This is a genomic window from Ruegeria sp. D3, assembly GCF_056534465.1.
Map to the genome: position 1 here is coordinate 149,180 of NZ_JBQFPK010000010.1, position 21,923 is coordinate 171,102.

The following is a 21,923-nucleotide window of genomic DNA, read 5'->3' on the forward strand; positions in this document are numbered from 1 at the left end:
ACGACATTGCCGGAAAAAGGAACGCCAATGTACCGTTTTATCCCCACGCTGGCCTTGCTGATCGCCTGCACCCAGACACCCGCGCCCGAGGACGCGCCCCTGTCGCCCGAACCTGCGCCGGTTGATCTGGCGTTTTGTCTGGGTGAGCCCTTTGCCAATTCCATTGGTCAACCTGTCTCGACCATTCAGGCCCAATTGCCTGAACGGTCCCGCGTTCTGGGGCCCGACGGCATTGCTACGCAAGATTACCGGATCGACCGGCTGAATGTGTTTGTAGATGAGACCGGGATCATTCAGCGCCTGACCTGCGGCTAGGCGTGGACTCGGCAGACGATTCTACGGTAAGAACAAAATAAGAACATCTTGATGTCTGCCGATGCCAAAACGCCGAATACTCTCGCTCTGGTTTCCTCGTCTGGGGGCTGAACGGCTGATCCGCGCTGCGCGGGGGCTGCAGGATGGGCCTTTGGCTGTGGTGACCGAGCAGTCGAACATGCAGGTGATCACATCGCTGAACGCCACGGCGCAGACCGTCGGGTTGCGCGTGGGCCAACCAGTGCGCGATGCCCATGCCATGTGCGCCAATCTGGTGACACGCCCCCGCAACGCCCCGGCCGAGGCTGCGTTTCTGACCGCCCTGCGTCGGTGGGTAGGCAAGTTCAGCCCATGGGTTGCCGAAGAAGCCCCCGACGGCCTGATCGTGGATCTGTCAGGCTGCGCGCATCTCTTCGGCGGGGAAGAAGCGTTGTTGAACGTGATCGAAACCGACTGCGCAGATATGGGGCTCAGCGTGCAGATGGGCATCGCCGACACGTTGGGCGCGGCCTGGGCGCTGGCGCGTTATGCGGGGCAAGAGGCCACCTCCGACCGCAATGGCGACGCCATCAGCCAAGAGGCCCGCGCCACCCGCGCCCGTGCCGTCAAACGGCGGCACTGGACCAAGGGCGGGGCCGCGCCGCAGGTGGTCGCCTTGGGCGGCGGCGCGCGGATCGCAGCGCCGGGGCAATCCTATGGCGCGCTCAGCCCCCTGCCCATCGCGGCACTGCGGCTTGAGGATCAGGTGGTCGCACAGCTGAACCGTCTGGGTCTGCGCCGGATCGGCGATCTGTTGGGGCAGCCGCGTGCCTCGCTGGCGCGGCGATTTGGGCGGGGGCTGGTGCTACGGCTGGATCAGGCGATGGGCAGCGCGCCCGAGCCGGTCTCCCCCGCCCGCCCGCCGCATCACTTTGCGGTGCGGATGACCCTACCCAACCCGATCGGCCTGACCGAGGATGTGATGGCCGCCATCGACCGCGTTCTGCCAACGCTCTGCACCAAGCTAGAGGAGAAAGCGCGCGGGGTACGCACCCTACGGCTGGAAGCTCATCGCGCCGATCAGGCCGCCGAGGTTATCGAGGTCGGACTGGCCCGCCCAACCCATGACAAACACCGTATTCGGCCTTTGTTAGAGATGAAAATTGACCAGATCGACGCGGGCTATGGCATCGACATGCTGCGGCTTGAGGCGGTGCAGACGGAACCCCTACACGCCCGTACCATGGCCGGCCATGCCGAGGCGCGCCGCGTCGCCCGCAACCGGTTGGACGGCAACACCGCCGTCGAAGACCTTACGGCCAAGCTGGGCGCGCGGGTCGGGTTGGAGGCGATCACAAGGCGGCACCCGGCGGCCTCGCATATCCCCGAGAAAACCGCACAGGTGCTGGCCGCTGCGTGGTCGGAGCCCGCGTCCGACTGGCCCGCGCCGCCGCGCCCGCGCCCCTTGCAGATGTGGCAGCCCGAGCCGGTAACGGCCCCCGATACCCCGGACGTGCCCAGCACCTTCCGCTGGCGCGGGCGAGACTGGCAGTTGGCGCAGGCGACGGGGCCGGAACGGATCGCACCCGAATGGTGGCTGGATGACCCCAACTGGCGCAGTGGTGTGCGCGATTACTGGGTGGTTGTGACCGAACAGGGCGAACGGCTGTGGCTGTTTTATGGCCACGGAGGCACCATGTCGGCGGGCTGGTTTTGCCACGGTCAGTTTGGATAAATGCCTAATTAGGATCTATTTCCCGCGATATACTAACCAATCCGGCAGGTAATCGATCAGCCGGATCACCCACGAAAACGGCGCGGGAAAATCGGTGCGAAACCGGCGACGCCCCATCGCTTTGGCCACGCGATTTGCTGCATCCTCGGGCGTCATCAGCATGGGCATCTTGAAGCTGTTCTTCTCGGTCAGGCGGGTCTTGATGAAGCCCGGATTGACGATCCGCACAGTCACACCAGTTCCAGCCAAATCATGCCGCATCGTCTCCGCAAGAGACACCAGCGCGGCTTTGCTGGCCCCATAGCCAATTGCAGCAGGCAACCCATGGTATCCGGCCAGAGACCCGATAAGCGTGATCTCACCCTGTCCGGCCTTGACGAAACCGGGCACGGTTTCTCCCAACACCCGCATGGCCCCCAGATAATTCACATCGACCATCCTCAGCGCGGTTTCCGTATCCCAATCGCCACTGCGCATGGGATCATAGGCCCCGGCGTTATAAACCAGACCATCCACCGCGCCCGCCCCGGCCACCGCGGCGCGAACCGAATCCAGATCAGTCACATCCATAGGGATTGCGCGAGCGTTGGGCAAAGTTTCACACATCTCGGCCAGACGGTCGGCATTGCGCGCGGATAAGATCAGATGCGCGCCCTGACGGCTGAGAGCTTGGGCCAAAGCCCGCCCCAGACCTTCGCTGGCACCAATGATCCAATAGGTTTTTCCGTCAAAGCTGCTCATTCCGCGACCGTTTCATATGTTGTGTTTCTTTTACGACCGCGACGGGGCGCTGGATCAAAAGCAGATCCGCCAGGTCTTCTGTAACCCGAGGTCAGAACATAGTGCATTCAAGAAAAACACCTAATCCGATTGATCCACCCCCGCCTATTCTGCGTATCTTATTGTAATACGTTACATAACGAGGCTTGAATGTTCGACGAATCCCGGGGCGGCCGGAAAAAAATCGCAGTCATTGGCGCAGGCATCTCGGGTCTCTCCGCAGCTTACTACCTGTCAGAAAACAACGACGTAACCGTCTTTGAGGCCGAACCCCGACTGGGCGGCCACGCGCGCACGGTTATGGCCGGAAAGAACGGCGATCAACCTGTGGATACCGGGTTCATCGTCTTCAACTATGCGACTTATCCCTACCTGACCGCGCTATTTGACGAATTGAACGTTCCGGTCATCAAGTCGGAAATGAGCTTTGGCGCCACCATTGACAATGGCCGCATCGAATACGGGCTGAACAACCTGCGTACACTGACGGCGCAGAAACGCAACTTGGCCCGTCCCGCCTATTACAAAATGATCGCCGACATCCTGCGGTTCGGAAAAGAGGCCCCAGAGGCCGCCCAAGACGATGACACCACAATCGGAGAGTTGGTGGATCAGCTACGCCTGGGCCATTGGTTCCGCCACAACTATCTGATGCCCATGTGTGGCGCGATCTGGTCGACCCCAGTTGAGTTCGTGGATCAGTTCCCGGCCCGCTCGCTGGTGCAATTCTTCCGAAACCACGCTCTGCTGGCCAGTGGACGCGCGAAGCAGCATCAATGGTATTCCGTCAAAGGCGGTAGCATCGAATATGTGCGTCGCATCGATGCCGCCCTGCGCGCGCGCGGATGTGATATCCGATTGGCTGCACCGGTTGATCACGTGAAACGCGACGATGTGGGTGTTACGGTCCACAGCCAAGGTCACGCGGATCAGTTCGACGAGATTATCCTCGCCACGCATTCCGATCAATCGCTGGCCATTCTGGGCGATGCCGCGACCGAAGCCGAGCGCGCGGCACTTGGCGCAATCCGGTATCAGCCCAATACAGCGATTCTGCATTGCGACGAACGCCAGATGCCACGGCGACGCGCCTGCTGGTCCAGTTGGACCTATCGGTCGCAGGCTGGAAATGTTGGCGTAACCTACTGGATGAACCGGCTTCAGAATATTCCGGACAGTGACCCCCTTTTCGTGTCGCTGAATGCTTCATCAGAAATTCCTGCGGATAAAATCTATGATCAGGTCGAATTTGCCCACCCGGTATTCGACAAAGCAGCCCTGAAAGCACAAGGGCAAATCCGCGAGATGCAGGGACAGAACCGAACCTGGTTTGCCGGCGCCTATAACAGGCACGGCTTTCACGAAGACGGGATTGCCAGCGCGATGCATGTTGTTGCGCAGCTGAACGGCACCCCGCAAACCCTCGGAGCTGAAAATGACACTCTTGCAAAAGGCCCGGCCATCCCTGCCTAAGGGTGGCTTCCGCGCGGCGTTGATTTCGGTGTTGCTGCTGGCCCCTGGCGGGCTTGCAGCCTCACCGGGCCTTAACACGCTGGACAACCCTCAACTGCATGGCACGGCAACCTACCGGTACTTGGGGTTGCCTTTGTATAATGCGCAGCTGTTCACACAGCGCGGTGCGTCGTTTGATTGGGGGCAGGACTTTGCCCTTGAACTTCAATACCGCCGCAACGTGACGAAAAAGGCGCTGATCAATTCGACACTGGATGAGATGGAGCGCATCGGCAGCCCGGCCCCAGTGCGCGATCAGCTTGAAACCTGCTTCAAGGCCGTGAAGAAAGGCGACCGATACCTGGCCGTATCAGATGGACCAGATCGCGTATCTTTCTGGCTGAATGGAGCCAAGACCTGCACGATGTCCTATCTGGGCATCAAGCGCAGTTTCATGTCTGTTTTCTTGGGTGAAAACACGCGCTCAGCCTCCTTCTCGCAGAAGTTGCGGGGACAATAATGCTGTATCCGCGGGTCAGCCTCTATGCGCTGATGCTCGCGGCAGCGGGTATCCCGCTTTATATTCATCTGCCGCGTTTCGCCGCCGTCAATCTTGGTATCGGACTGGGCGTAATCGGTACTGTCCTGCTGGTGATCCGGTTGGTCGATTTGGTGCAGGATCCTTTGATCGGCTGGGCCATCGACCGTTGGCCCAAGGCCCAACTTGTATTTGCAGCAATGGCTGCACTGGGATTGGCCGTTGGCTTTCCGATCCTCTTTAACTTGCCCGAAGGCGCAAGTATCGCAGCATTAGTCTTTGTTCTGGTGTTACTGTTTTCGGCCTACAGCCTCGGCACGATCCTTTTGTATGGCCGCAGCGCCACCCTTGCAAAACAGACAGATCCGAAAGAACTGATGACATTGGCCGCATGGCGCGAAGGCGGCCAATTGTTAGGAGTGGTCGTCGCAGCCAGTGCCCCTGCTCTGTTTCTGGCGTTCGGAGCGGCCGCTCAGGGATATCCAGCTTTCGGCATATTCCTGGGCCTGTTAGCGATGCTGACATGCGCGGTGACGTACCCCATTTGGCTGCGTACGCCGATAACCGGCGACGGGTTATCTTTTGCAGGGCTGGGTCAGGCAGGTGCGCTGCGTCTGTTGGCTTTGGCGCTGGTGAACAGTTTGCCTGTGGCCATCACGTCAACCTTGTTTTTGTTCTTCGTTGAAGATCGTCTGCAATTGGCTGGAAAAGCCGGGCCGTTATTGATCCTGTTTTTCCTCAGCGCCGGGGCAAGCGTTCCGCTTTGGGCACGCCTAAGCAACCGAATTGGCCCGAAACAGACTCTGATAATCGCCATGCCCCTTTCGATCGCAGGCTTCATCGGTGCCGCCACTCTGTCGGCGGGGAACCTGACTGGGTTCGCGGTGATCTGTATTGCATCTGGTGCCGCATTGGGCGCGGATATGGTCGTGTTGCCAGCGATGTTCTCGGTCGTACTGACGCGCGCTGGCCTGAACGCATCCGCGGCGTTTGGCATCTGGTCATTTGCGGGCAAACTGGGCCTTGCATTGGCCGCCTTCTTCACTTTGCCGCTGCTCGAACGCAGCGGATTCGCTCCGGGACAAGCAAACTCGGCCGAGGCTCTGAATACGCTCAACCTCGCCTACGCAGTGCTGCCCTGCATCCTGAAACTCGGCGCGTTCGGAATGGTTCTGACGTTGCCAACGGAGGTCACTTCCAAATGACACTTGTTGCCATCCTTCTTGCCGCCATCCTTTTGGTGATCATTGCAAAGCGGAGGTTCCTGAGCTTTCGCTCACAGGTACCTGCGGACTACGCAAGCACAGGCCCTGCCTTTAACATGAAACAGAACCTAAACGGGGAAATCCTGTCCGAGGGGTTGATCTATGGACCCAACGGCAAGATGACCAACAGCTTTGTTGCCCGTATGGTTGGCGAATGGGACGGAAACACCGGTACACTGGCCGAGTATTTCACCTATTCCAACGGCAAGCAGATGACCCGCAAATGGTATCTGACACTTGGCACTGGCAACACATTTACCGCCACTGCAGATGACATCGTGGGCGAGGGTCAAGGCACGATCTCGGGGTCTACTGTCAAGTTGAAGTACCGGATCATTTTGCCGCAAGATTCAGGCGGGCATACTCTGGACGTGACCGATTGGATGTATCTGACCGAAAACGGTGTGATCATGAACCGATCCGAGATGCGCAAGTTCGGAATAAAGGTTGCCGAACTGGTTGCCACGATGCGCCCTGCGCCCGAGGTCAAGACCGCGCATCTGAACGGGGCGAACGGATATGATGCAGACAGCGACATGAGGCCGCTGCAATGATGATCCGGCGGCTTACTGTCTCAGCTCTGGCGATCGTGGGGATTGTGGCTTTAGCATCTTGTTCGGCCAAGCCGCGCGTTCCAAAGACGTTCCTGTCAGACCGGCAATTGAATCTGGAAGAGTTCTTTGAGGGCGAAACCGTAGCCTATGGGCAGTTCCAAGACGTTCTGGGCAATGTACCGCGACGGTTTACTGTGGATATAGACGGCACATGGGACGGCAAAACGCTGACGCTTGTCGAAGATTTTGTTTATGACGATGGTGCCACGGAACAGCGGATCTGGACTCTGACCAAAACAGGTGAAGATACGTGGACAGGAACCGCTCCGGGTGTGCTTGGCACCGCCTCGGGTGTCGAGCGTGGGGATACGTTCAACTGGAAATACAAAATCGACCTGCCCATAAAAGAAGGCACAATGCGCGTGAACTTCGACGATTGGATGTGGCTGTTGTCGGATGACCGGTTGCTGAACCGCGCTTATGTTTCGCGTTACGGCGTGCGGTTGGGCGAAGTCATTCTGTTCTTTGAAAAGAAATGAAAAAGGGCGGATCTAAGGACCCGCCCAATAGTCTGTATGGTTCAGATCAACTTAGAAGTTGAACTGAGCACCAAAGTCAGCGCGGATGCGGCCGTCTTCGTCACCGTCTTTGATCTCGCCAACAGCGCCACGCAGGGTCGCACCGTTGCCCAGGTCGTAGATGGCACCAACACCGATGTTGCGCGTATCGTCATCCGCATTGCCGTCACCGTAAACGAACTGCAGGGTGGTTGCTGCGCCAACGTTGTAAGATGCCGACAGACCATAGGCAGTGCCGTTTTCGGCATCGTCAGCAACGTCGTCGTCTGCCAGGAACAGGGTGCCGTAGAAATCGCCCAGTTCTGCGCCGATGGTCAGAACGGCCAGGCTTTCTTTTTCAACGCCAGCGCCTTCGTCGGTCTCACCATAGGCCAGCGACGCGGTGATGTTGTTGAATGTGTACGAACCGCTTACGTCCCAGCGATCGCGATCGTCAGTCTGACCCGCGCCCAGGAATTGAGTGTCCTGATCATACGAGGCCGAGAACGCGAAATCACCGACGGTGTAACGGAAGAATACCGCGTTTGCACCGGAACCGGTCGAGCTGTACTCGAGGAACGAGTAGTTAACGCCAACGTACTGGCCAAGGAATTCTTCCAGGCCGGGTTCGTTGCCGAAATAGTCATCCAGGTTGTCGAACGAACCCGAGACGTTGCCCGCGTCAACACGCAAGCCGCCGTAGATGACCGAGAAACGGGCGCCGTTCAGACCAGCTTCGTTCTGTTCACCGGTGGACGAGTCGTCGTCGGCCTGCAAACGAACGCGGCCCTGGAATTCGACACCGCTGTCGGTTTCGACATTGGCGTCGATGTTCAGGCGGAAACGCGACACCAGAATGGTATTGTCGGTCGAAGGATTGTTCACGTTGACGGCGCCGCCGGCGGTCGTGGTTGTGGTTTGTGCAGAACGATCTTCTTCGTAGCCAATACCAAAACGACCGTAGCCGCTGAATTTAACTTCCGCGGCAGCAACGCTTGCGGTTGCGATCAGCGCGGTCGATGCGATGAGGAGTTTTTTCATGGTGTGATTCCATAAATTTCGAGAGGAGGACAGCCGCGCAATTGCGACTTGAGCTTCCATTCTTAGATTTACAGAAATTACGCAATATGTATCTTGCGTTTTTTTGTCAGCGCAATGGAGTCTGTTGCATCTTTGCACTGATCGTTGATCCCGCCGCAGGGGGGTAGCGTTTATTTAAGAACCATTCGGGGATTCACCAGAAACATTACAAAGGTGTGATCAACAAAAGTGGCGGTGGGCCTTGAAACGGGCAAGCGCCGGACTGTCGCATTGAAAATAAAGGTAAATTCAAAACCCAAATTTTTGAGTGCAGATAAAACGATCTGCATGTCCGATGGTGGTCAATTGCTGGTGTAAAAGAACGACAAACTGCGGCTGGTTCCCCCGGGTGGCAGAGGGAAAGGCTCGGCGGCGCGAACTTGCGCGCGGGCAGCGCGGTCGACTTCGGGCGAGCCGGAACTGTCCACCACATCGACAAAGGCCAGTGATCCGTCAGGGTTGATCCGGAAGAAAACCTGCGCAAAGCCGCGCGCCGAGACAAAGACGACCGGGGCGCGGTTCAAATGGACCAGAACCTCGCCCGCGTAGTTGGTGGTGTCCGAATTCCCGGGCCCCCGCCCACCAGACCGAGTGCCACTGTTGCCTCGGGTGAAGTTATCGACCCCGCTGCGCCGATAGGTGGATAAGGGCGACTCGATCTCTTGCGAAGGGAACCTCAGATCACTGAAATCCCGCGCGCCATTACTTGCGCCCTGCCGTCGGGGTATCGGCTTGCGTTCGGGCCGTTGTGGCCGGATCGAGGACTGAACAGCCAGTTCCGAATCCGCCTCGGTCTCTTCCGGCTCGGCGGTTGCTTCGGGCAGAACGGGATCGACCGCTTCATCTTCAAGCGGGACAACCGGCACGACGGAAATTTCGGGCACAGGTTCAGCTTCGGGTTCAGGAAGCGCTGCCAGTTCTTCGACATCAGGTGTCACGGGCGGCGTTTGGGCGGGGGCCTCAAGTTCCTCGGGCAAAACGTCCGGATCGCCTTCGGGTATCTCAACCACCTCTGCTGTTTCCACGGGCGGAGTTTCTTCAATTTCATCGCTCGCGGCTTCTTCGCCTTCAGATGTATCTTCGGTCTCAGCCACATCCGGTTCGACTAGCTCGGTTTCTACGGGCTGCACAACTTCGGCCTCACCAACATCCGGCGAGAAGGTCTGCTGAGGATTTTCCGAGGCGACAAGCGCCTCGCTGACCGGCACTTCAGGTTCCTCTGGCAGTTCTTCGACCACTTCTTCTTCGGCTGGCGGCTCGGGCTCGGGGACAGGCTCCGGCTCTTCCGGTTCTGATGCGGGTTCGGCAAGGTCTTCGAAACTGTTGCCCAGTTCAACCGTATCTTGCGCGTCCGAAGTGCCAGCATCCTGAACCAGATTTGGCGTCGTAAAAGCAAGCCCCATGAAATGCAGAAGCAATGACACCAGCACGGCGACAACCGCGATGAAAATGGACCCCCGGATCATTCCAACGCCTTTTGGGTCACCACGAATACAGATGTTGCCCCAAGACGACGCAATGTCCCCGTAACTTCGACCAGACGCGCGCCCAGCGCCTCGCGATCGGGGACGATCCGCACCGGGCCGGGCTCTCGACCTTGCATATAGGCTTCGGGCTCAATCTCTGTTCCGCGAAAACTCAGGCTGCCGTCACTGTGCATTACCAAAGCATCGGGCGGTTCGCGCCCATCCAATTTGGACGTATCCACAAGCTGAAGATCCGGATCCAGCGGCACCGCAACCGTTCCGGCGATCAGAAAGAAGATCAACATCAGAAAGACGACATTGATCAGAGCGATCGTGGAGTCGCGTTTGCGGCGGGGACGGATTGAGCGGATCATTCCAGCACCAAAACGCTGAGACCTTCGCGCCCCCTGAGCCGGACCAAAAGGTCCACCAACCGCTGCGAGGTGGTCGCCTCGCCCAAACTGATCAGAATCTGGCCGGTTTCGACCTGCGCCGTCAGATCATCAAACGTAATGTCAGCACCGTTCAAAGTCAGCGTCTCGGGCCCGAGTTGAACAAAAAACCGTTCGGTCGGGGTATCAGAGGGAGTGCCGCCGCCGGTCGCGTTACTCAGCTCGATTTCGGCGTATTTCGAAAAGGTCGACGTGAGCATGAAGAACAGCAGCAGAAGAAAGATCACGTCGATGAGCGGCGTCATCGACAGCGGTCGTCTGACAAAGGGCGCCTTGTTACGCATGTCCCGGTGCGGTTTCCATGGGTTGGTCAGTAGCGGCGAGCGGTATCGCTTGCCCAGGCACAAGGATCGTGCGCAGCGCCTTGTCGGCGAATACTCTTTCACGTGCCGTCCGGCTTTCGAACCAAGACAGGACCATTGAGGTCGGCATAGCCACGGCCAACCCTACGGCAGTCGTGATCAGAGCCACCCAAATTCCGCCCGCCAAAAGTGACGGATCAACAGACGAGCCAGCGGATTGCAGGCTTTGAAACGCCTCGATCATACCCAGAACAGTCCCGAACAAACCCAGCAGCGGGGCCAACTGCGCCACCGTGTCCAACAGGCGAAAGCCGCGTTCAAGCCCGGCCAGCGCCAGCCCGGCTTCGGCATCCAGACGTTGGTCCAGCCCTGGTGCATCCGGCGCATCCATGGCCACTTCGACCAGCGGTGCCAGATAGCTGCGGCTTTTGGCCAGCCGCGCGCGCGCCGTCTGCATGTCGCCATCATCCCAGGCGGCCAATGCCTGCGACAACACCCGGTGCCGTCCAACACCTGACACGGTGAACTGCCAGACCTTATAGAGCGTCACCGCAAGGGTCACGACGGACATGGCAATCAGGATCGCAACAACCGGCCCGCCAAGGTTCAGGATTTCGCGCAGCGCGTCAATCGGGCTCATCCCAGAAGCTCCACGTCTGTGCGGGTACTCAGCTTCAGTGCCTCAATGCAGATCGGACTGTCTGCGCCTTCGACCGAGCATTTCTTTGCACCGTTGATCAGCACTTGTCCGATGGACGCGCAGCTTACGTCGCGCAGGTCAAATCGCCGTAACCGAGGGCGATCCACGGGCAGTTCGCGAAAAGGGTACAGCGTCAGGGTGATCAGACTGCCGGATGTGTCGAAGATAACCGTTTCGAAACTGGCGTCTTCTATGTCGACACCGGTTTTGTTTTCGACCAGGAAGTTCATACGACAGCCCTGTTCGACATCCTGCAAGGCATTCAATTCAATCTGCAAATTCCCCGGCCCACTGTCCTGAGACTGCGCGGCAGACGCGAACGGCAAGCTACAGAAGATCAAAGCCACAAGGGCCGGACGGAGAAACGGCATTTACGTGCTCCCGATTGTTCAAAGTGGACATCGAAGACTGACGACACTTGACTGGCGATCCGCTACACATAGCGAACACCGCAAGCCGGTAAAAGAGCAGCAGACGGCTTTGTGAATTTCGTGGCAGACCTGCGCCTATTCGGTTGTAGTGTCACCATTTCTCGACGCCTCATCAGAGGGTCGACGCGTGGCGAATGCACAGGCAACCAACCATTCCATCGCGTTCGCCTTCATGTCATGTTCCGCTGTCACGGCGATACTGCGACTTTCGAAGATCTGATTGTAAATCGGCCAGTCATCCTGGAGAGAAGGGTAAATCGACCCTTGTGTCTTTCTCTGCTCCCATTTGTGCATCTTGCCTCCGGCTACTCCAAAGCTGATCTGGCCGGGAATCGTGGCCGTTCCACGCCGGTCGGTCATCAAAGGGTCCGAAAAATCGCGATGCCCCATACCTTGCACAAAACTGACATTGGCGGGATTGCAGCCCAGCCCGAACCACATGCCTTCCGCAGCCTTGTCTAGCAAATCCTGCGGCACGTCCTCTACCAACGCACCGTACATGGCAAACTGCCCGGCTCTCCAGTTCGAGCCGGGACCAAAACGCATCCAACCCCGGCCCCAAGGGTACGTGGCCGTCGTGTGCAACCCGAAATCCCGCCCCATTCTTTCGCCTTTTAAAGCGCGCGATTTTATCCAGCGACCGATCGCGGAATACACCTTGCTGTTTACGGGCCTGCCTTCTTTGGCGGCCTTCATATATTCGGTATTGCTGTAGGGATAGACACCCAATCGAACGCCGTCCACAGGCGTATCAGCCTGCGGGGCAAACGGGTTATGAGCTTCATACGCGGCGCGCGCCTGTTTGTTACCGGTCGCCCGATACAAAGCCGCCGCGGCAGCGACACGAGCCTCGGCGACCCTGCTTTTCGACAAAACGGCCGTCTCATCAGCTTCGTCCATGTCCGGCACGGGTTGCTGTTCCGCCCAATTCCACGCCAACAGGGCTTCGGCAATGATCGCATCGCCCAGCACCTGGTCTGCGCAGGTGTTCTTGATCACATGCCCCAGCTTGGCTGCGCCGAAGACGAACCGATAAGCGGCCCAGACCTCGGGTCCATAGGCATAGATTTTCTGCACCGGGTTCCATGAAACCGATCCAAATATCCCGCTTCTGGAATACTCGACGCCCCCTATGATCGCACCATCCTCGTGCTGTGTGCGACGCCACAAAGACGCGCCCCAAAGTGCCTCGTGGATCAGATCAGGCAGGACGGTTTGACCATCTCCGATATCCTGCGCGTTCTTTTTGGCCTTCACGGCCGGATGCGCGAAAGGTTTGCCGCTTTCAGGCAGATTCAGGTCCAGAGTTCGACAGTGATCATGAGCCTCGACAAGTTCGGCCATGTGAAAGACCACATCCATGTGCTGCACGCGGCGATCCCAGTCACCCGCGTCATGCCATCCACCCCATGCGCTTGGATTGGTCGACATCGTCGACAGTTCGGGCGCGGCGTCGGTACCTCCTGTCCCCTGCACATACTCGGACAGCAATTCAAAAACGCGCGCTTTTCCGTAGCCCTCGCTTGTAACGCCCAGTTTAACGTCCGTTTGCCATATTCTGAGCCCATCGTCGGGGTGGCCGTCGCGCGGCCGCGATATCCCCTCGCCGAATGGTTCCGCAATTTCACAACCGGATCTCTGGTAATAGTACCAGCGGGCAGCCAGTCGCAGGGCTTTGTCGTAAGGTGCGAGTGATACAGGGAAAGGAAAAGACCGACCCAACCCGTCGACATGAAGATGAAAATCTCCCTCGAGATTCAGGTCAGAAAAGTCAGCCTCATATATATCGCAGCCATTGAAATTAAGGTCTTTCCGATGCGGCTCGGCCCCAGGTTTCACAAGTCGCAAACGACCTGACATCGCTTCGGCCCCGTCTTGGGTGGACGTAAGGCGCCAAACCGTGTCCTCTGATACTGCGCCATCCGTGTTTCCGGCCCGGCCGTTCTGGTCCTGACCCCACCACGCACCGACATATGCCTTCTTTGGCCCGGTCAGAGGATATCCGGCGTGACAAACGTGGATCGCTTCGCTGAACGGGTTTTTTTCTCGGCGGTGTTCGCTCCTTTTTACAGACGGCCCCTTGATGGCAACGACCGCACCTTCGGGAATGTCTTGATCCAGTTCGAAGGTTACAACATGCCTTTTCGTGCTTTCGAAACGTCCGTTTGCGACTGCCATCGTCTGAACAGGTGTAGATTTGCGGTACAGCGCGGTCACCTGCACGGCTGTACCGTCGACGGTCACTTGCCACTGATCGGCCTCATCAGCCAAAGCGTGCTTTTGATGGTCTTCTTTGCCCAGACGAAACCCGCCCAAGCGGCTGCCCTTCTCGACTTTGGCCCAACTTGTGAAAAGTTGAGGCATGGTCGCACTCTCATTCCCCGAGAAGTTCCCTGAACGACCATTCAACTTCCCAACCGAACCGAAATCCTTTGTTGGGTCCGGCGACCATACAACTCGGTCACTAGCGGTCACTTCAACAGATTCAGGTGCTGCCAATTTGGTATCAACAAGAGTGAGCTGGATAGTACTTGCGCCAATAAACCCAACACTATCTTCTGTCACATGCTGTCGCGCCTGAGCACGAACCGGCGCGGCCCCAGCCCAAAAAAGCCCTGCCAAACAGGTGCTTTGCAACAAAAACATACGCCGAGACAAAGCCATTGATCATGCGCCCCCTTCTGATCATTCGCCTATCTTACACCCTTCGATCCAAACTGCGAACGAAGCGCCAGATCAATTTCGGGCGAAACAAGCTGTCCGGGTACATGATCACGCCACATAAGCCTTCGAACAAGGCGACGGGTTTGCGCCCATACAGGTACTGATTTCGGACACCCGACCAAAACGCATCTATGTGCCGCGCACGTAAAAGAAAACGCAAACGCGCGCCGAATTCTTTTTGCATCTCAGGATTAACCGCAATCTTCTTGACGCAAGGCACCTGCTGCACAAACAGCGAACTGCGTGTTTTGAAATTCGCCCCGTTTGCGACCTGACGGTAATACAACAAAGCCGGGCCTCGGATCACGCTGAATTGGCCATGCAGCAAGACACGGCACCAGAATTCCCAATCTTCCCCGGCGGTCAGGTCTTCGTCATATCCTCCGGACAGCCGTGCCACCTCGGTGCGCAGGGCAAGCGCGCCTCCGTTTACGACGAAGTTCTTTTTCAACAAGGCAGGCAGTTGTTCCCCGTCCGGTACCAGCGACCTGTTATCGGCACCGCGCAGATGTTCACCATCGACATTAATACGCTGGACGCCCGCCAGCGCACCGATTGCGTCAGAACCTTCGAGAGCGTCCTTGTAAAACAGCAGCCCATCAGCATGCAGCAGATCATCCGCATCCAGGAATAACACGTAGACACCACGCGCCAGACTTAGACCCAAGTTTCGTGCGGCGCTAACACCCTTGGCCGGCCCGACAACGGGAATGAAACGCGGGTCGCGACCGGCAAACTCTTCGATGATGCCCCGAGTTCCGTCGGACGAGCCGTCGTCAATACAAAGAACCTCGAAATCTGCGAAGGTCTGGGCAATAAGGCTTTGAAACGTTTCTTTGATGAAACGTTCCATGTTGCGTGCGGGAATAACCACCGAAAACACCGGGTTTGCCTGCTGCATGTCAACGCCCCCCTATGCGATCGACCTGAACGGCCGCCGCGCTATATTCGGAAAAGGTTAATCGCGCCATCGCCGCCAGCATTCCCGCACCACGACAGACTTCAAGAACACCCCGATACATCCTTGCTCTGGAGCCGAAACCCAAACACAGGCACAAGGTTGCCCCCCACCCGATGGCCCCGACGCCTTTGACCATCCGTAGAACCACCCCCTGACGCCGGATCAACGCGATGCGCCCCAATGTATTGCCTTTGCGGAACCAACGTCGGCTTAGCCAACGCATGGTGGTCCTGTTTTCCGGGACATCATCCCAAACCAGCGCATCGGCTGCAGACCGGATCATGCCGCCCGTTTGCTTTAACCGCGAAAAGAACTCTTCATCCTCGCCTCCGGTCGTGTTGAAGCGCATGTCGAACCGCAGGCCATGCGCCCGAATGACCGCAGCATCCGCGATCGAGTTGTTCGTTGCAGCAGAAGGTAACTGAGCCCGATGTTCATAAGGCCCCATTTGAAACAGCCCTAGTGCGTCCACCCAATCTGGCGGTTTTTGCCGATATTTGGGCTGGACTGCGCCCTGCACAGCAACCGTCTCGGGTGTTTCAATCACATCAAGCATGCGCGCCAACCAAGTAGGAGAGGCCGTTTCGTCATCGTCCAGAAAGGCGAAATACCTTGCATCATATGGAGCCTCAGCCAGAGTCCGATTGCGCGCCGAAACAATGCCACGCTCGTGCTCGATCACGTAGATCACCGGCCAAAGGCTAAGCCCCTGTATGTCGCCCAACTGGGATTGTGCTGTTTCATCCGGCGCGTTGTCCGCGATGACCAGCGTGATCCGGACATTCCAACCGTCCAGATCCTGCGCATTCAGGCTTTCGATCAGCATTTTCAGCCCATGCGGTCGCCGATAAGTCGCAATGCAAATCGCGACATGCAGAATGGGGTCTTGCTGAACCTTAGCGCACATTTTCAAACGCCCCAACTGGTTGGAAGAACCCCATGACTCACCCTTGGGATTCGGAACGGTCAGCAAACACGTCCCGCCATGTCGGCCACGGCAAGACATCCCGACCAGCTTGTTGGGCCACATATTCCATGTCCGGCGTGAACTGACTTGCCAGGCGCTGCCGCGTTTCCGGCATCGGCGGTGCCACTTTGGTTTTCAGGTGCTGCCTGTTCATCGACAGCGCCTGTTTCAATCCCGGCAATTCCTTCAGGGAACTTACCAGACCCGGCATGCCCAACGAACGGATTGTATCGCCGCCATATCGGAGTGTTTTTTGCACCCCGGGCATCCTATACGTGATGCTTTCATGGTGGCGGGCGCCTAGGGACACGGGGTTGGCCTCGGCCGCGACGCCAAGGTGGTCGCAAACTTTGTCATAGGTGCCACGAGGATCGGCGGAAATATCCTCGGAGAACAGCAACAGCAGCGCATCTCGATCAAAATGGGCAAGCCAACTTTCCAGATTGGCCTTGTAGTGACTTTGAAGCGCATAGGCAGGGTTTTGCGCCCATGCGGTCTCGAACGAAGTTGCCGGATCAATGTGGCCCTTGCGTATTTCGTGCATATGGTTCGAAAACGCCCGCTCGATCGGATCACGCAAAATGCAGATCAGTTTGAGATCTTTGTTGTAGGCCCGTGCCCTCTGAGCTGCGTCGCGACTGAAAAAATAGGTGGGCGAACACTCACCCCTGATACGGCCCTCAGAATTGTCGTCGAAACAGGATTCGTACCACGTGTACCCACGGTCATAGTTTGCAGTGAAAAAGTTCAGCTCTTTCGTTTCGCTGGTTACCACGTCCGGGTGTTCCGCGAGGACATGATGCAACCATGTTGTCGCGGCTTTTTGCGCGCCAATGCCAATAAATCCGACTTTCGCCACTTTAAAACACCTTCCAACTCATCAACAGAACCCGCCCGACGACTTGAAATACGAAATACGCCGGCGGTGTGTGTTATTGCCGTCGCAATCGCCGGGATATGTCTTTTCTCAGAACAATACTCAGCGCGTGCGGAATGGTGTGCACATACCTTTTGATCAGGTATCGCGGACCAGTTGCAATTCGGTGCAACCATTCCAGCCCCGACTTTTGCATCCACAAAGGCGCCCGAGCGTAATCACCAACTATGTAATGATAACACCCGCCACAGGTCACAATCCAAGCGCAGTTTTCCAACTTTGGAGCAATGCGCGCAGCGAAATATTGCTCTTTCGGCTTACCCAACCCAACCCAAAGAATATCCGCGCCGCTCGCATTGATATCTTCGATAATGGCATCTTCTTCGCTTTCATCGAAGTACCCATTGCGCCGTCCGGCAATTTTCAAACCGGGATACAAATCCTTGAGTTTTTCGGTACAGTCGCGGTTTATTTCTTCGACGCCGCCCAACAAATAAAAACTAAGATCATTCTTCACTGCGACTTTTGCCGCCGAATGAATAAAGTCAGTGGTCGCAGTTCGTTCGGGGATTCGGGGTTGGCCCTTAATGAACTTGGAGGCCCAGACAACAATCTGGCCGTCCGCATGGACAATATCGGCAGAGTTCATGACCTTTGTGAACCGTTCATCCGTGGAATACGCGGAAATTGCATGCGCATTAGACGAAAACACCGTCAACGCACGGCCCAGCTGTCCTGACCTACGTTGCTTCACGTCTTCAACCATGGCTGACGTGAGTTCTTCGTCACTTGCAACTGCGACAGGCATTCCACCCACCAAAATATGCGGCAAACGCATTTCGGCATGTTTACTCATAATCAGTCGTCCCTAAAAACAAAGGTAGATACTAGGTACGGCGTAAGGTTAGCAGGCGTAGTGATTCTTACTATTAAATTTGGCTCTGAAACCCGGATTGCGGGCGAATTAACCTAAGTTAAGACTATTCTTATCACGTTATCTCGACTTTTAGCATCAATAGTTAAAATTTTAGTCTATTGTTCGCGCAATTGCAGATTTTTCTGTTGAATGCCCCCCTCTCGGCTTATGTTTCAAGATATAGATATTTAGTTTGTTTGTGAGTTATGACCGATCAGTACCGAAGAAGTTTGGATGCGGAACTATCAGGACTGGGACTGACCTCGGCAGGCGACCCGGAGCTTAGGGTTCTGTCAAACATTGCCTGGGCAATCCGGCGTTCTTTGTTTTGGGTACTATGCTTAGGCTTCATGGCGGCAGTTGTGGCCTATGCCCTGACGTATCTGTCGGTTTCAAAATATACGTCGAACGCCAAGGTAATGATCGAAACCCGCGTTCAGACGGAAACTGAATTCACACCGCAAGTATCCGGTTTGCCCTTGTCGCTAACTTCCCTTGAAAGCGAACTGGTCTTATTGCGCTCGACTGACTTGATAGAAACTGTCGTTGACCGGTTGGAGTTGCAGAACGACCCCGAGTTTTCAGGGCAAGACGAAGCTATTTCGTTGTCTCCGATTGATCTGGCACGGGGGCTGAAAGACCAGCTGGTCGCCTACCTTGTTGGAGAAGACAACGAGCTGGCGACCAGCGGTGACGGTCAGCCAGAACTGGACCTGACGCGGGAAACCACCATAAAAAACCTGCAAGACTCAAGAAGTATTGAACAGATTGGCGATCTTTCGGCGGTTTACGAAATTCGGGTAACCTCGGAATCTCCGCAAAAAGCGGCGTTAATCGCAAACAGTCTGGCCAGTGAATATATGACGCTTTTGACCAGAATGAAGCGCGACGACCTTGTGCAATCGCAGCAATGGCTTGCCACCCGGATCGGTCAAATACGCGAGGACCTGAACACGCTCAGCTCGGATCTCGAGGCGCACTCGATTGATACCCCCTTCACTCCGGACGAATACGCGACAATCAAGGCGCAGAGAATTAAGGCCGAAAAACGAGCAGCTCTGGTTGGTGATGAACTGTTCGAGATCGACGGGAAGTTAAAGACCCTGCGTTTCCTGAAAAGCAATGATCAACTGATTGAGGCGGTCGAGTTCGCGACAGAGACCGGGCTGATGTCCCAAGTTCCGGGCAAAGCCCTCGACTCTAAGGAAAGCGTTGCGGTGCTCGAAGATGCCCAAAATGCTGCAGAACGCAGATCTGACGTTCTGAAAGGGCAACTTGCGGCACTGAATCTCACTATCGAAAACTTCAAGGAACAACAGGTTCGTCAAGTTCAGCACGATTCAGTCACCAAGAGAATTGAAAACGAAATTTTGGTCGCTGAAGCAATCTATCGAGATTTTGTTTCTCAGCTTGGCCGTCGTGCAGAGCAAGGAGAGTACCTGGACGCTGGCGCGCATATTATCGAAACCGCACGGGTTCCCGTTGAGCCTTCCGAACCACGGCGCTCGGTTACTGCGCTTATGGTCATGTTCGTGGTTGTTTTCTTTGGGTTGGCATATGTTGTTATTCGCGAACTTTTCCAAAAACGCCTGAGAACGACTTACGAACTTGAAAACACCACTGGCATCAAGTTGTCGGCGATTGTGCCAGAAATGAAACGGAACCGTCCGTTCGAAACATTTTTTACAAAGAACGGTAAGATCGATTCCCAGCTTCTTCACTACGGGCGCAAACTTTTGGCGAACGCCGATTTTGGCTTACGAACACTTCGCCAGGATGGGGAATTGTCGACGTCTCAAGCTGCTGAGTTTTTTTCGAAGAGTCTGGACATAAAAAGCAACCATCGTACTCCGGAAAACGGGTGCATGATCTTTTCAGGCGCAACCGCGCTGGCGGATGAAGGCAAGACCTCTACGCTTCTACTGCTTGGTGCTGTCGGTGCCCAGGCGGGGTATCGAACATTGATCGTGGATTGCGACACAGTAACATCGACTTATCGAGACCTGTCTCAAGTCACCGAAGAGTCTCTGAAATACGCTGCCAACCACCCGTTATCTCTGCAGGATTTCATAGTTGGAACACCACAGGACGGGTTGGATGTTCTTCCCCTTGTCGGAACGCAAAAGGACACCAAACTGATCAAGTCCGTTGAGGATTTTCTGTGTTCTCAAACTTTCCTGAACCTACTGCATGGGTTGGCGGATTCATACGAGGTCATTCTGTTGGACACGCCACCACTTTTGCAGGCCGTGGAGTCCGCCTATCTTTCTCAGGTGTCGCAGCGTGTCATTCTGTTCACGCGCTGGAACAAGACTGACAGAAACTATGTTATGCAGGCAATGCGTGAGCTGGAAAATGCAGGGGTACGTCCGGCTGCCTTGGTCGCAACTCGCGTGGATATGAAGCAAATTAGAAAATATGGCGATCCGCTAATGGCGTAAGCCGGGTTAGCCGGTGGGTTCAAGCGTGCAGAACGTCTGCCGTCGTGAGTTTGAATGCGACCTGCCGATAAACACAGTTTAGCCAGTTTCGGTTCAGCACAAGGTCGGAAGAGAACGCGATCACTCCGTCAGCGGAGGCTCCGGGGCGATTTCCTGGACCGAGATCTCAAGGCTATCCCCAGGCAACAACTGAGTCAGCTTGTCGACCTCTCGGGATTGCAACTGGCCATCTACCATCCGAAAAACGGTAACGGTGTAGTCGATATCCATAATCAGGCTTTCAGTACCGATTTCATCCGAGGCGCCCGCAAGATACTTCGAAATAGTGTCCATCTGATGCCGCGCGTCGCGAACGTCCAAAGTAGCTGCCCTTCGTTCCTGAAGCAGCCGCAACGATCGCTCTTGTTCGTATTGCTCTTGGTCCCGTATCAGCCGGGTCATGATCAGACTTGTGCCCGCGAGGTCTTCCTCGACATCCAAAAGGCGGGTCGCTGAAAGAACGGTCGTACGCCGCGTATCAGCCAAACGGGACCCAGGAGCCAGACCTTTGTCGACCAGGCTGACGACTCTTGCTTCTTCCTCTTCGTCGGCCTTCAGCGCTTTGGCCAATTCGGTCTTTTGCTCTTCGAGAATCCGAATTCTTTCAGAAGCCTGTTTTTTTGCATTCGTGAAAAATTCGCGTTCACCGGCCTCATTTTCCTGGTTGATTTTCCGGATTCTGATTTGCTCGGCCACCAATTCACTCAGAACTTTAGGTGATACCGAAACCGCAGTTTCCACCGGCGGCAGCAAATCCATGTCCTGAGCAATCTCGGACGAGGCACGCCACGCTGTAACAATACCTTCTGCATGTTTTAGTGCCGCTTGTCCGTAAGCGGTTTGCCATCGCAGCAATTGAATAGGATCAATGGTGATATCGTCAGTCAGCAGGCGGCTTCGGACGCCACCGGCCAAAGCCACGGCCTCGCGCGCGGTTATTGCCACCCGAAAATCGATCTGACCAGTTTGCGCCACATCGCCCCCTACAATGATCGGCCGGTAACCGTTACGCACGATTTCAATCTCATCGCCGTCCAGCTGGATAATGTAAATCTCGCCGTTCTGGTCGTACTGCTTGACGATTTTTCCGGCCGCATCCAGTCGGACGAGTTGTTCAAGTTCATCCGTGGACCTGCCCTGAGCTTGAAACTGTCCCAACCATTTTAGATTGACATCCCCATGCGCATCTATGGTCGCGTCAAAGGACAAATCCTCGAGCCCGGTGAAGGCGACAGTCACTTCGTCCCCAGGCTCAAGATCAAAATCTGCGGCTGCCGTGGTCACCACCAACTGGCTAAGGGACAAGCCCAATATCACTCCGGAGACCAAGCGAATGGCTTTCGCCCGTTGCACGCCGCAGTCACCGTTTCTTTCGTCGCGTTTCATTTCAAA

The 21,923-nt window shown here is 56.3% G+C and carries 21 protein-coding genes and 1 pseudogene; 9 read left to right on the plus strand and 13 right to left on the minus strand.

The window, feature by feature from the left end; translation table 11 throughout:
* The first annotated feature begins 27 nt into the window (after positions 1-27).
* Positions 28-315 (plus strand): I78 family peptidase inhibitor, encoded by a 288-nt coding sequence (locus tag ACR0DX_RS15735; RefSeq protein ID WP_170355822.1) that lies wholly within the window; start codon positions 28-30, stop codon positions 313-315.
* Between the two features lie 61 nt (positions 316-376).
* On the plus strand, positions 377-2,029 hold the full coding sequence (locus ACR0DX_RS15740) for a Y-family DNA polymerase (protein ID WP_170355820.1): 1,653 nt from the start codon (positions 377-379) through the stop codon (positions 2,027-2,029).
* A gap of 15 nt (positions 2,030-2,044) precedes the next feature.
* Here ACR0DX_RS15740 and ACR0DX_RS15745 read toward each other — a convergent pair whose 3' ends face one another.
* Entirely contained in the window at positions 2,045-2,770 is a 726-nt protein-coding gene (locus ACR0DX_RS15745) for an SDR family NAD(P)-dependent oxidoreductase (RefSeq protein WP_170355818.1), read from the minus strand.
* Between the two features lie 189 nt (positions 2,771-2,959).
* On the opposite strand from ACR0DX_RS15745, the gene ACR0DX_RS15750 reads away from it, so the two are divergent.
* From ACR0DX_RS15750 to ACR0DX_RS15770, 5 genes are read left to right on the plus strand one after another with little or no spacing between them, the layout of a single operon-like run.
* A complete protein-coding gene (locus tag ACR0DX_RS15750; RefSeq protein ID WP_170355816.1) occupies positions 2,960-4,282 on the plus strand; it encodes an FAD-dependent oxidoreductase in 1,323 nt (440 codons plus the stop codon).
* On the plus strand, positions 4,245-4,781 hold the full coding sequence (locus tag ACR0DX_RS15755; RefSeq protein WP_170355815.1) for a chalcone isomerase family protein: 537 nt from the start codon (positions 4,245-4,247) through the stop codon (positions 4,779-4,781). The genes ACR0DX_RS15750 and ACR0DX_RS15755 overlap by 38 nt, the downstream gene beginning before the upstream one ends.
* Positions 4,781-6,004 carry an MFS transporter gene (locus ACR0DX_RS15760; RefSeq protein ID WP_170355813.1) on the plus strand — a complete coding sequence of 408 codons (1,224 nt, stop codon included), beginning with the start codon at positions 4,781-4,783 and terminating at the stop codon, positions 6,002-6,004. Before ACR0DX_RS15755 ends, ACR0DX_RS15760 begins: the two co-directional genes overlap by 1 nt.
* Positions 6,001-6,618 carry a DUF3833 domain-containing protein gene (locus ACR0DX_RS15765; protein ID WP_170355811.1) on the plus strand — a complete coding sequence of 206 codons (618 nt, stop codon included), beginning with the start codon at positions 6,001-6,003 and terminating at the stop codon, positions 6,616-6,618. Before ACR0DX_RS15760 ends, ACR0DX_RS15765 begins: the two co-directional genes overlap by 4 nt.
* Positions 6,615-7,157, plus strand: a complete 543-nt coding sequence (locus ACR0DX_RS15770; protein WP_170355810.1) for a DUF3833 domain-containing protein — start codon at positions 6,615-6,617, stop codon at positions 7,155-7,157. The genes ACR0DX_RS15765 and ACR0DX_RS15770 overlap by 4 nt, the downstream gene beginning before the upstream one ends.
* A 51-nt stretch (positions 7,158-7,208) precedes the next feature.
* On the opposite strand, the gene ACR0DX_RS15775 is transcribed toward ACR0DX_RS15770, so the two are convergent.
* The 11 genes from ACR0DX_RS15775 to ACR0DX_RS15825 all read right to left on the minus strand — a co-directional run bounded on the left by ACR0DX_RS15775 (position 7,209) and on the right by ACR0DX_RS15825 (position 17,991).
* Entirely contained in the window at positions 7,209-8,216 is a 1,008-nt protein-coding gene (locus ACR0DX_RS15775) for a porin (RefSeq protein ID WP_170355807.1), read from the minus strand.
* A gap of 341 nt (positions 8,217-8,557) precedes the next feature.
* Entirely contained in the window at positions 8,558-9,721 is a 1,164-nt protein-coding gene (locus tag ACR0DX_RS15780; RefSeq protein ID WP_480846667.1) for a TonB family protein, read from the minus strand.
* Entirely contained in the window at positions 9,718-10,095 is a 378-nt protein-coding gene (locus ACR0DX_RS15785) for an ExbD/TolR family protein (RefSeq protein ID WP_480846670.1), read from the minus strand. Before ACR0DX_RS15785 ends, ACR0DX_RS15780 begins: the two co-directional genes overlap by 4 nt.
* Complete coding sequence (locus ACR0DX_RS15790) at positions 10,092-10,457, minus strand: biopolymer transporter ExbD (protein WP_480846672.1); 366 nt, start codon at positions 10,455-10,457, stop codon at positions 10,092-10,094. Before ACR0DX_RS15790 ends, ACR0DX_RS15785 begins: the two co-directional genes overlap by 4 nt.
* Positions 10,450-11,115, minus strand: a complete 666-nt coding sequence (locus ACR0DX_RS15795; RefSeq protein ID WP_170355801.1) for a MotA/TolQ/ExbB proton channel family protein — start codon at positions 11,113-11,115, stop codon at positions 10,450-10,452. The genes ACR0DX_RS15790 and ACR0DX_RS15795 overlap by 8 nt, the downstream gene beginning before the upstream one ends.
* Positions 11,112-11,546 carry a hypothetical protein gene (locus tag ACR0DX_RS15800; protein WP_170355800.1) on the minus strand — a complete coding sequence of 145 codons (435 nt, stop codon included), beginning with the start codon at positions 11,544-11,546 and terminating at the stop codon, positions 11,112-11,114. The genes ACR0DX_RS15795 and ACR0DX_RS15800 overlap by 4 nt, the downstream gene beginning before the upstream one ends.
* 135 nt (positions 11,547-11,681) lie before the next feature.
* Positions 11,682-13,970 carry a glycoside hydrolase family 9 protein gene (locus ACR0DX_RS15805; RefSeq protein WP_170355799.1) on the minus strand — a complete coding sequence of 763 codons (2,289 nt, stop codon included), beginning with the start codon at positions 13,968-13,970 and terminating at the stop codon, positions 11,682-11,684.
* 334 nt (positions 13,971-14,304) lie between these two features.
* Positions 14,305-15,231, minus strand: a complete 927-nt coding sequence (locus tag ACR0DX_RS15810; RefSeq protein ID WP_170355798.1) for a glycosyltransferase family A protein — start codon at positions 15,229-15,231, stop codon at positions 14,305-14,307.
* Position 15,232: 1 nt separating this feature from the next.
* Positions 15,233-16,198, minus strand: coding sequence for a glycosyltransferase family 2 protein (locus ACR0DX_RS15815; RefSeq protein WP_170355797.1), 966 nt, complete (start codon positions 16,196-16,198; stop codon positions 15,233-15,235).
* 37 nt (positions 16,199-16,235) lie between these two features.
* Entirely contained in the window at positions 16,236-17,117 is an 882-nt protein-coding gene (locus ACR0DX_RS15820) for a sulfotransferase family protein (protein WP_170355796.1), read from the minus strand.
* Between the two features lie 73 nt (positions 17,118-17,190).
* Positions 17,191-17,991, minus strand: a complete 801-nt coding sequence (locus ACR0DX_RS15825) for a WecB/TagA/CpsF family glycosyltransferase (protein WP_170355795.1) — start codon at positions 17,989-17,991, stop codon at positions 17,191-17,193.
* A 266-nt stretch (positions 17,992-18,257) separates the two neighbouring features.
* On the opposite strand from ACR0DX_RS15825, the pseudogene ACR0DX_RS15830 reads away from it, so the two are divergent.
* Both ACR0DX_RS15830 and ACR0DX_RS15835 read left to right on the plus strand, forming a co-directional pair.
* Positions 18,258-18,593: pseudogene (locus tag ACR0DX_RS15830) on the plus strand (Wzz/FepE/Etk N-terminal domain-containing protein); the annotation flags it as partial.
* Positions 18,594-18,929: 336 nt separating this feature from the next.
* Positions 18,930-20,492 carry an AAA family ATPase gene (locus ACR0DX_RS15835; protein ID WP_480846703.1) on the plus strand — a complete coding sequence of 521 codons (1,563 nt, stop codon included), beginning with the start codon at positions 18,930-18,932 and terminating at the stop codon, positions 20,490-20,492.
* A 120-nt stretch (positions 20,493-20,612) separates the two neighbouring features.
* On the opposite strand, the gene ACR0DX_RS15840 is transcribed toward ACR0DX_RS15835, so the two are convergent.
* On the minus strand, positions 20,613-21,917 hold the full coding sequence (locus tag ACR0DX_RS15840) for a polysaccharide biosynthesis/export family protein (protein WP_170355791.1): 1,305 nt from the start codon (positions 21,915-21,917) through the stop codon (positions 20,613-20,615).
* Between the last annotated feature and the right edge of the window lie 6 nt (positions 21,918-21,923).

What these genes read in the sequence shown, in the direction of transcription:
- ACR0DX_RS15740 (WP_170355820.1), top strand. Translation starts at nt 377, where the DNA reads ATGCCAAAACGCCGAATACTCTCGCTCTGGTTTCCTCGTCTGGGGGCT.
- ACR0DX_RS15735 (WP_170355822.1), top strand. Translation starts at nt 28, where the DNA reads ATGTACCGTTTTATCCCCACGCTGGCCTTGCTGATCGCCTGCACCCAG.
- ACR0DX_RS15785 (WP_480846670.1), bottom strand. Translation starts at nt 10,095, where the DNA reads ATGATCCGCTCAATCCGTCCCCGCCGCAAACGCGACTCCACGATCGCT.
- ACR0DX_RS15760 (WP_170355813.1), top strand. Translation starts at nt 4,781, where the DNA reads ATGCTGTATCCGCGGGTCAGCCTCTATGCGCTGATGCTCGCGGCAGCG.
- ACR0DX_RS15810 (WP_170355798.1), bottom strand. Translation starts at nt 15,231, where the DNA reads ATGCAGCAGGCAAACCCGGTGTTTTCGGTGGTTATTCCCGCACGCAAC.
- ACR0DX_RS15775 (WP_170355807.1), bottom strand. Translation starts at nt 8,216, where the DNA reads ATGAAAAAACTCCTCATCGCATCGACCGCGCTGATCGCAACCGCAAGC.
- ACR0DX_RS15745 (WP_170355818.1), bottom strand. Translation starts at nt 2,770, where the DNA reads ATGAGCAGCTTTGACGGAAAAACCTATTGGATCATTGGTGCCAGCGAA.
- ACR0DX_RS15835 (WP_480846703.1), top strand. Translation starts at nt 18,930, where the DNA reads ATGAAGCGCGACGACCTTGTGCAATCGCAGCAATGGCTTGCCACCCGG.
- ACR0DX_RS15815 (WP_170355797.1), bottom strand. Translation starts at nt 16,198, where the DNA reads ATGTGCGCTAAGGTTCAGCAAGACCCCATTCTGCATGTCGCGATTTGC.
- ACR0DX_RS15770 (WP_170355810.1), top strand. Translation starts at nt 6,615, where the DNA reads ATGATGATCCGGCGGCTTACTGTCTCAGCTCTGGCGATCGTGGGGATT.
- ACR0DX_RS15755 (WP_170355815.1), top strand. Translation starts at nt 4,245, where the DNA reads ATGACACTCTTGCAAAAGGCCCGGCCATCCCTGCCTAAGGGTGGCTTC.
- ACR0DX_RS15780 (WP_480846667.1), bottom strand. Translation starts at nt 9,721, where the DNA reads ATGATCCGGGGGTCCATTTTCATCGCGGTTGTCGCCGTGCTGGTGTCA.
- ACR0DX_RS15790 (WP_480846672.1), bottom strand. Translation starts at nt 10,457, where the DNA reads ATGCGTAACAAGGCGCCCTTTGTCAGACGACCGCTGTCGATGACGCCG.
- ACR0DX_RS15825 (WP_170355795.1), bottom strand. Translation starts at nt 17,991, where the DNA reads ATGAGTAAACATGCCGAAATGCGTTTGCCGCATATTTTGGTGGGTGGA.
- ACR0DX_RS15840 (WP_170355791.1), bottom strand. Translation starts at nt 21,917, where the DNA reads ATGAAACGCGACGAAAGAAACGGTGACTGCGGCGTGCAACGGGCGAAA.
- ACR0DX_RS15765 (WP_170355811.1), top strand. Translation starts at nt 6,001, where the DNA reads ATGACACTTGTTGCCATCCTTCTTGCCGCCATCCTTTTGGTGATCATT.
- ACR0DX_RS15800 (WP_170355800.1), bottom strand. Translation starts at nt 11,546, where the DNA reads ATGCCGTTTCTCCGTCCGGCCCTTGTGGCTTTGATCTTCTGTAGCTTG.
- ACR0DX_RS15750 (WP_170355816.1), top strand. Translation starts at nt 2,960, where the DNA reads ATGTTCGACGAATCCCGGGGCGGCCGGAAAAAAATCGCAGTCATTGGC.
- ACR0DX_RS15795 (WP_170355801.1), bottom strand. Translation starts at nt 11,115, where the DNA reads ATGAGCCCGATTGACGCGCTGCGCGAAATCCTGAACCTTGGCGGGCCG.
- ACR0DX_RS15805 (WP_170355799.1), bottom strand. Translation starts at nt 13,970, where the DNA reads ATGCCTCAACTTTTCACAAGTTGGGCCAAAGTCGAGAAGGGCAGCCGC.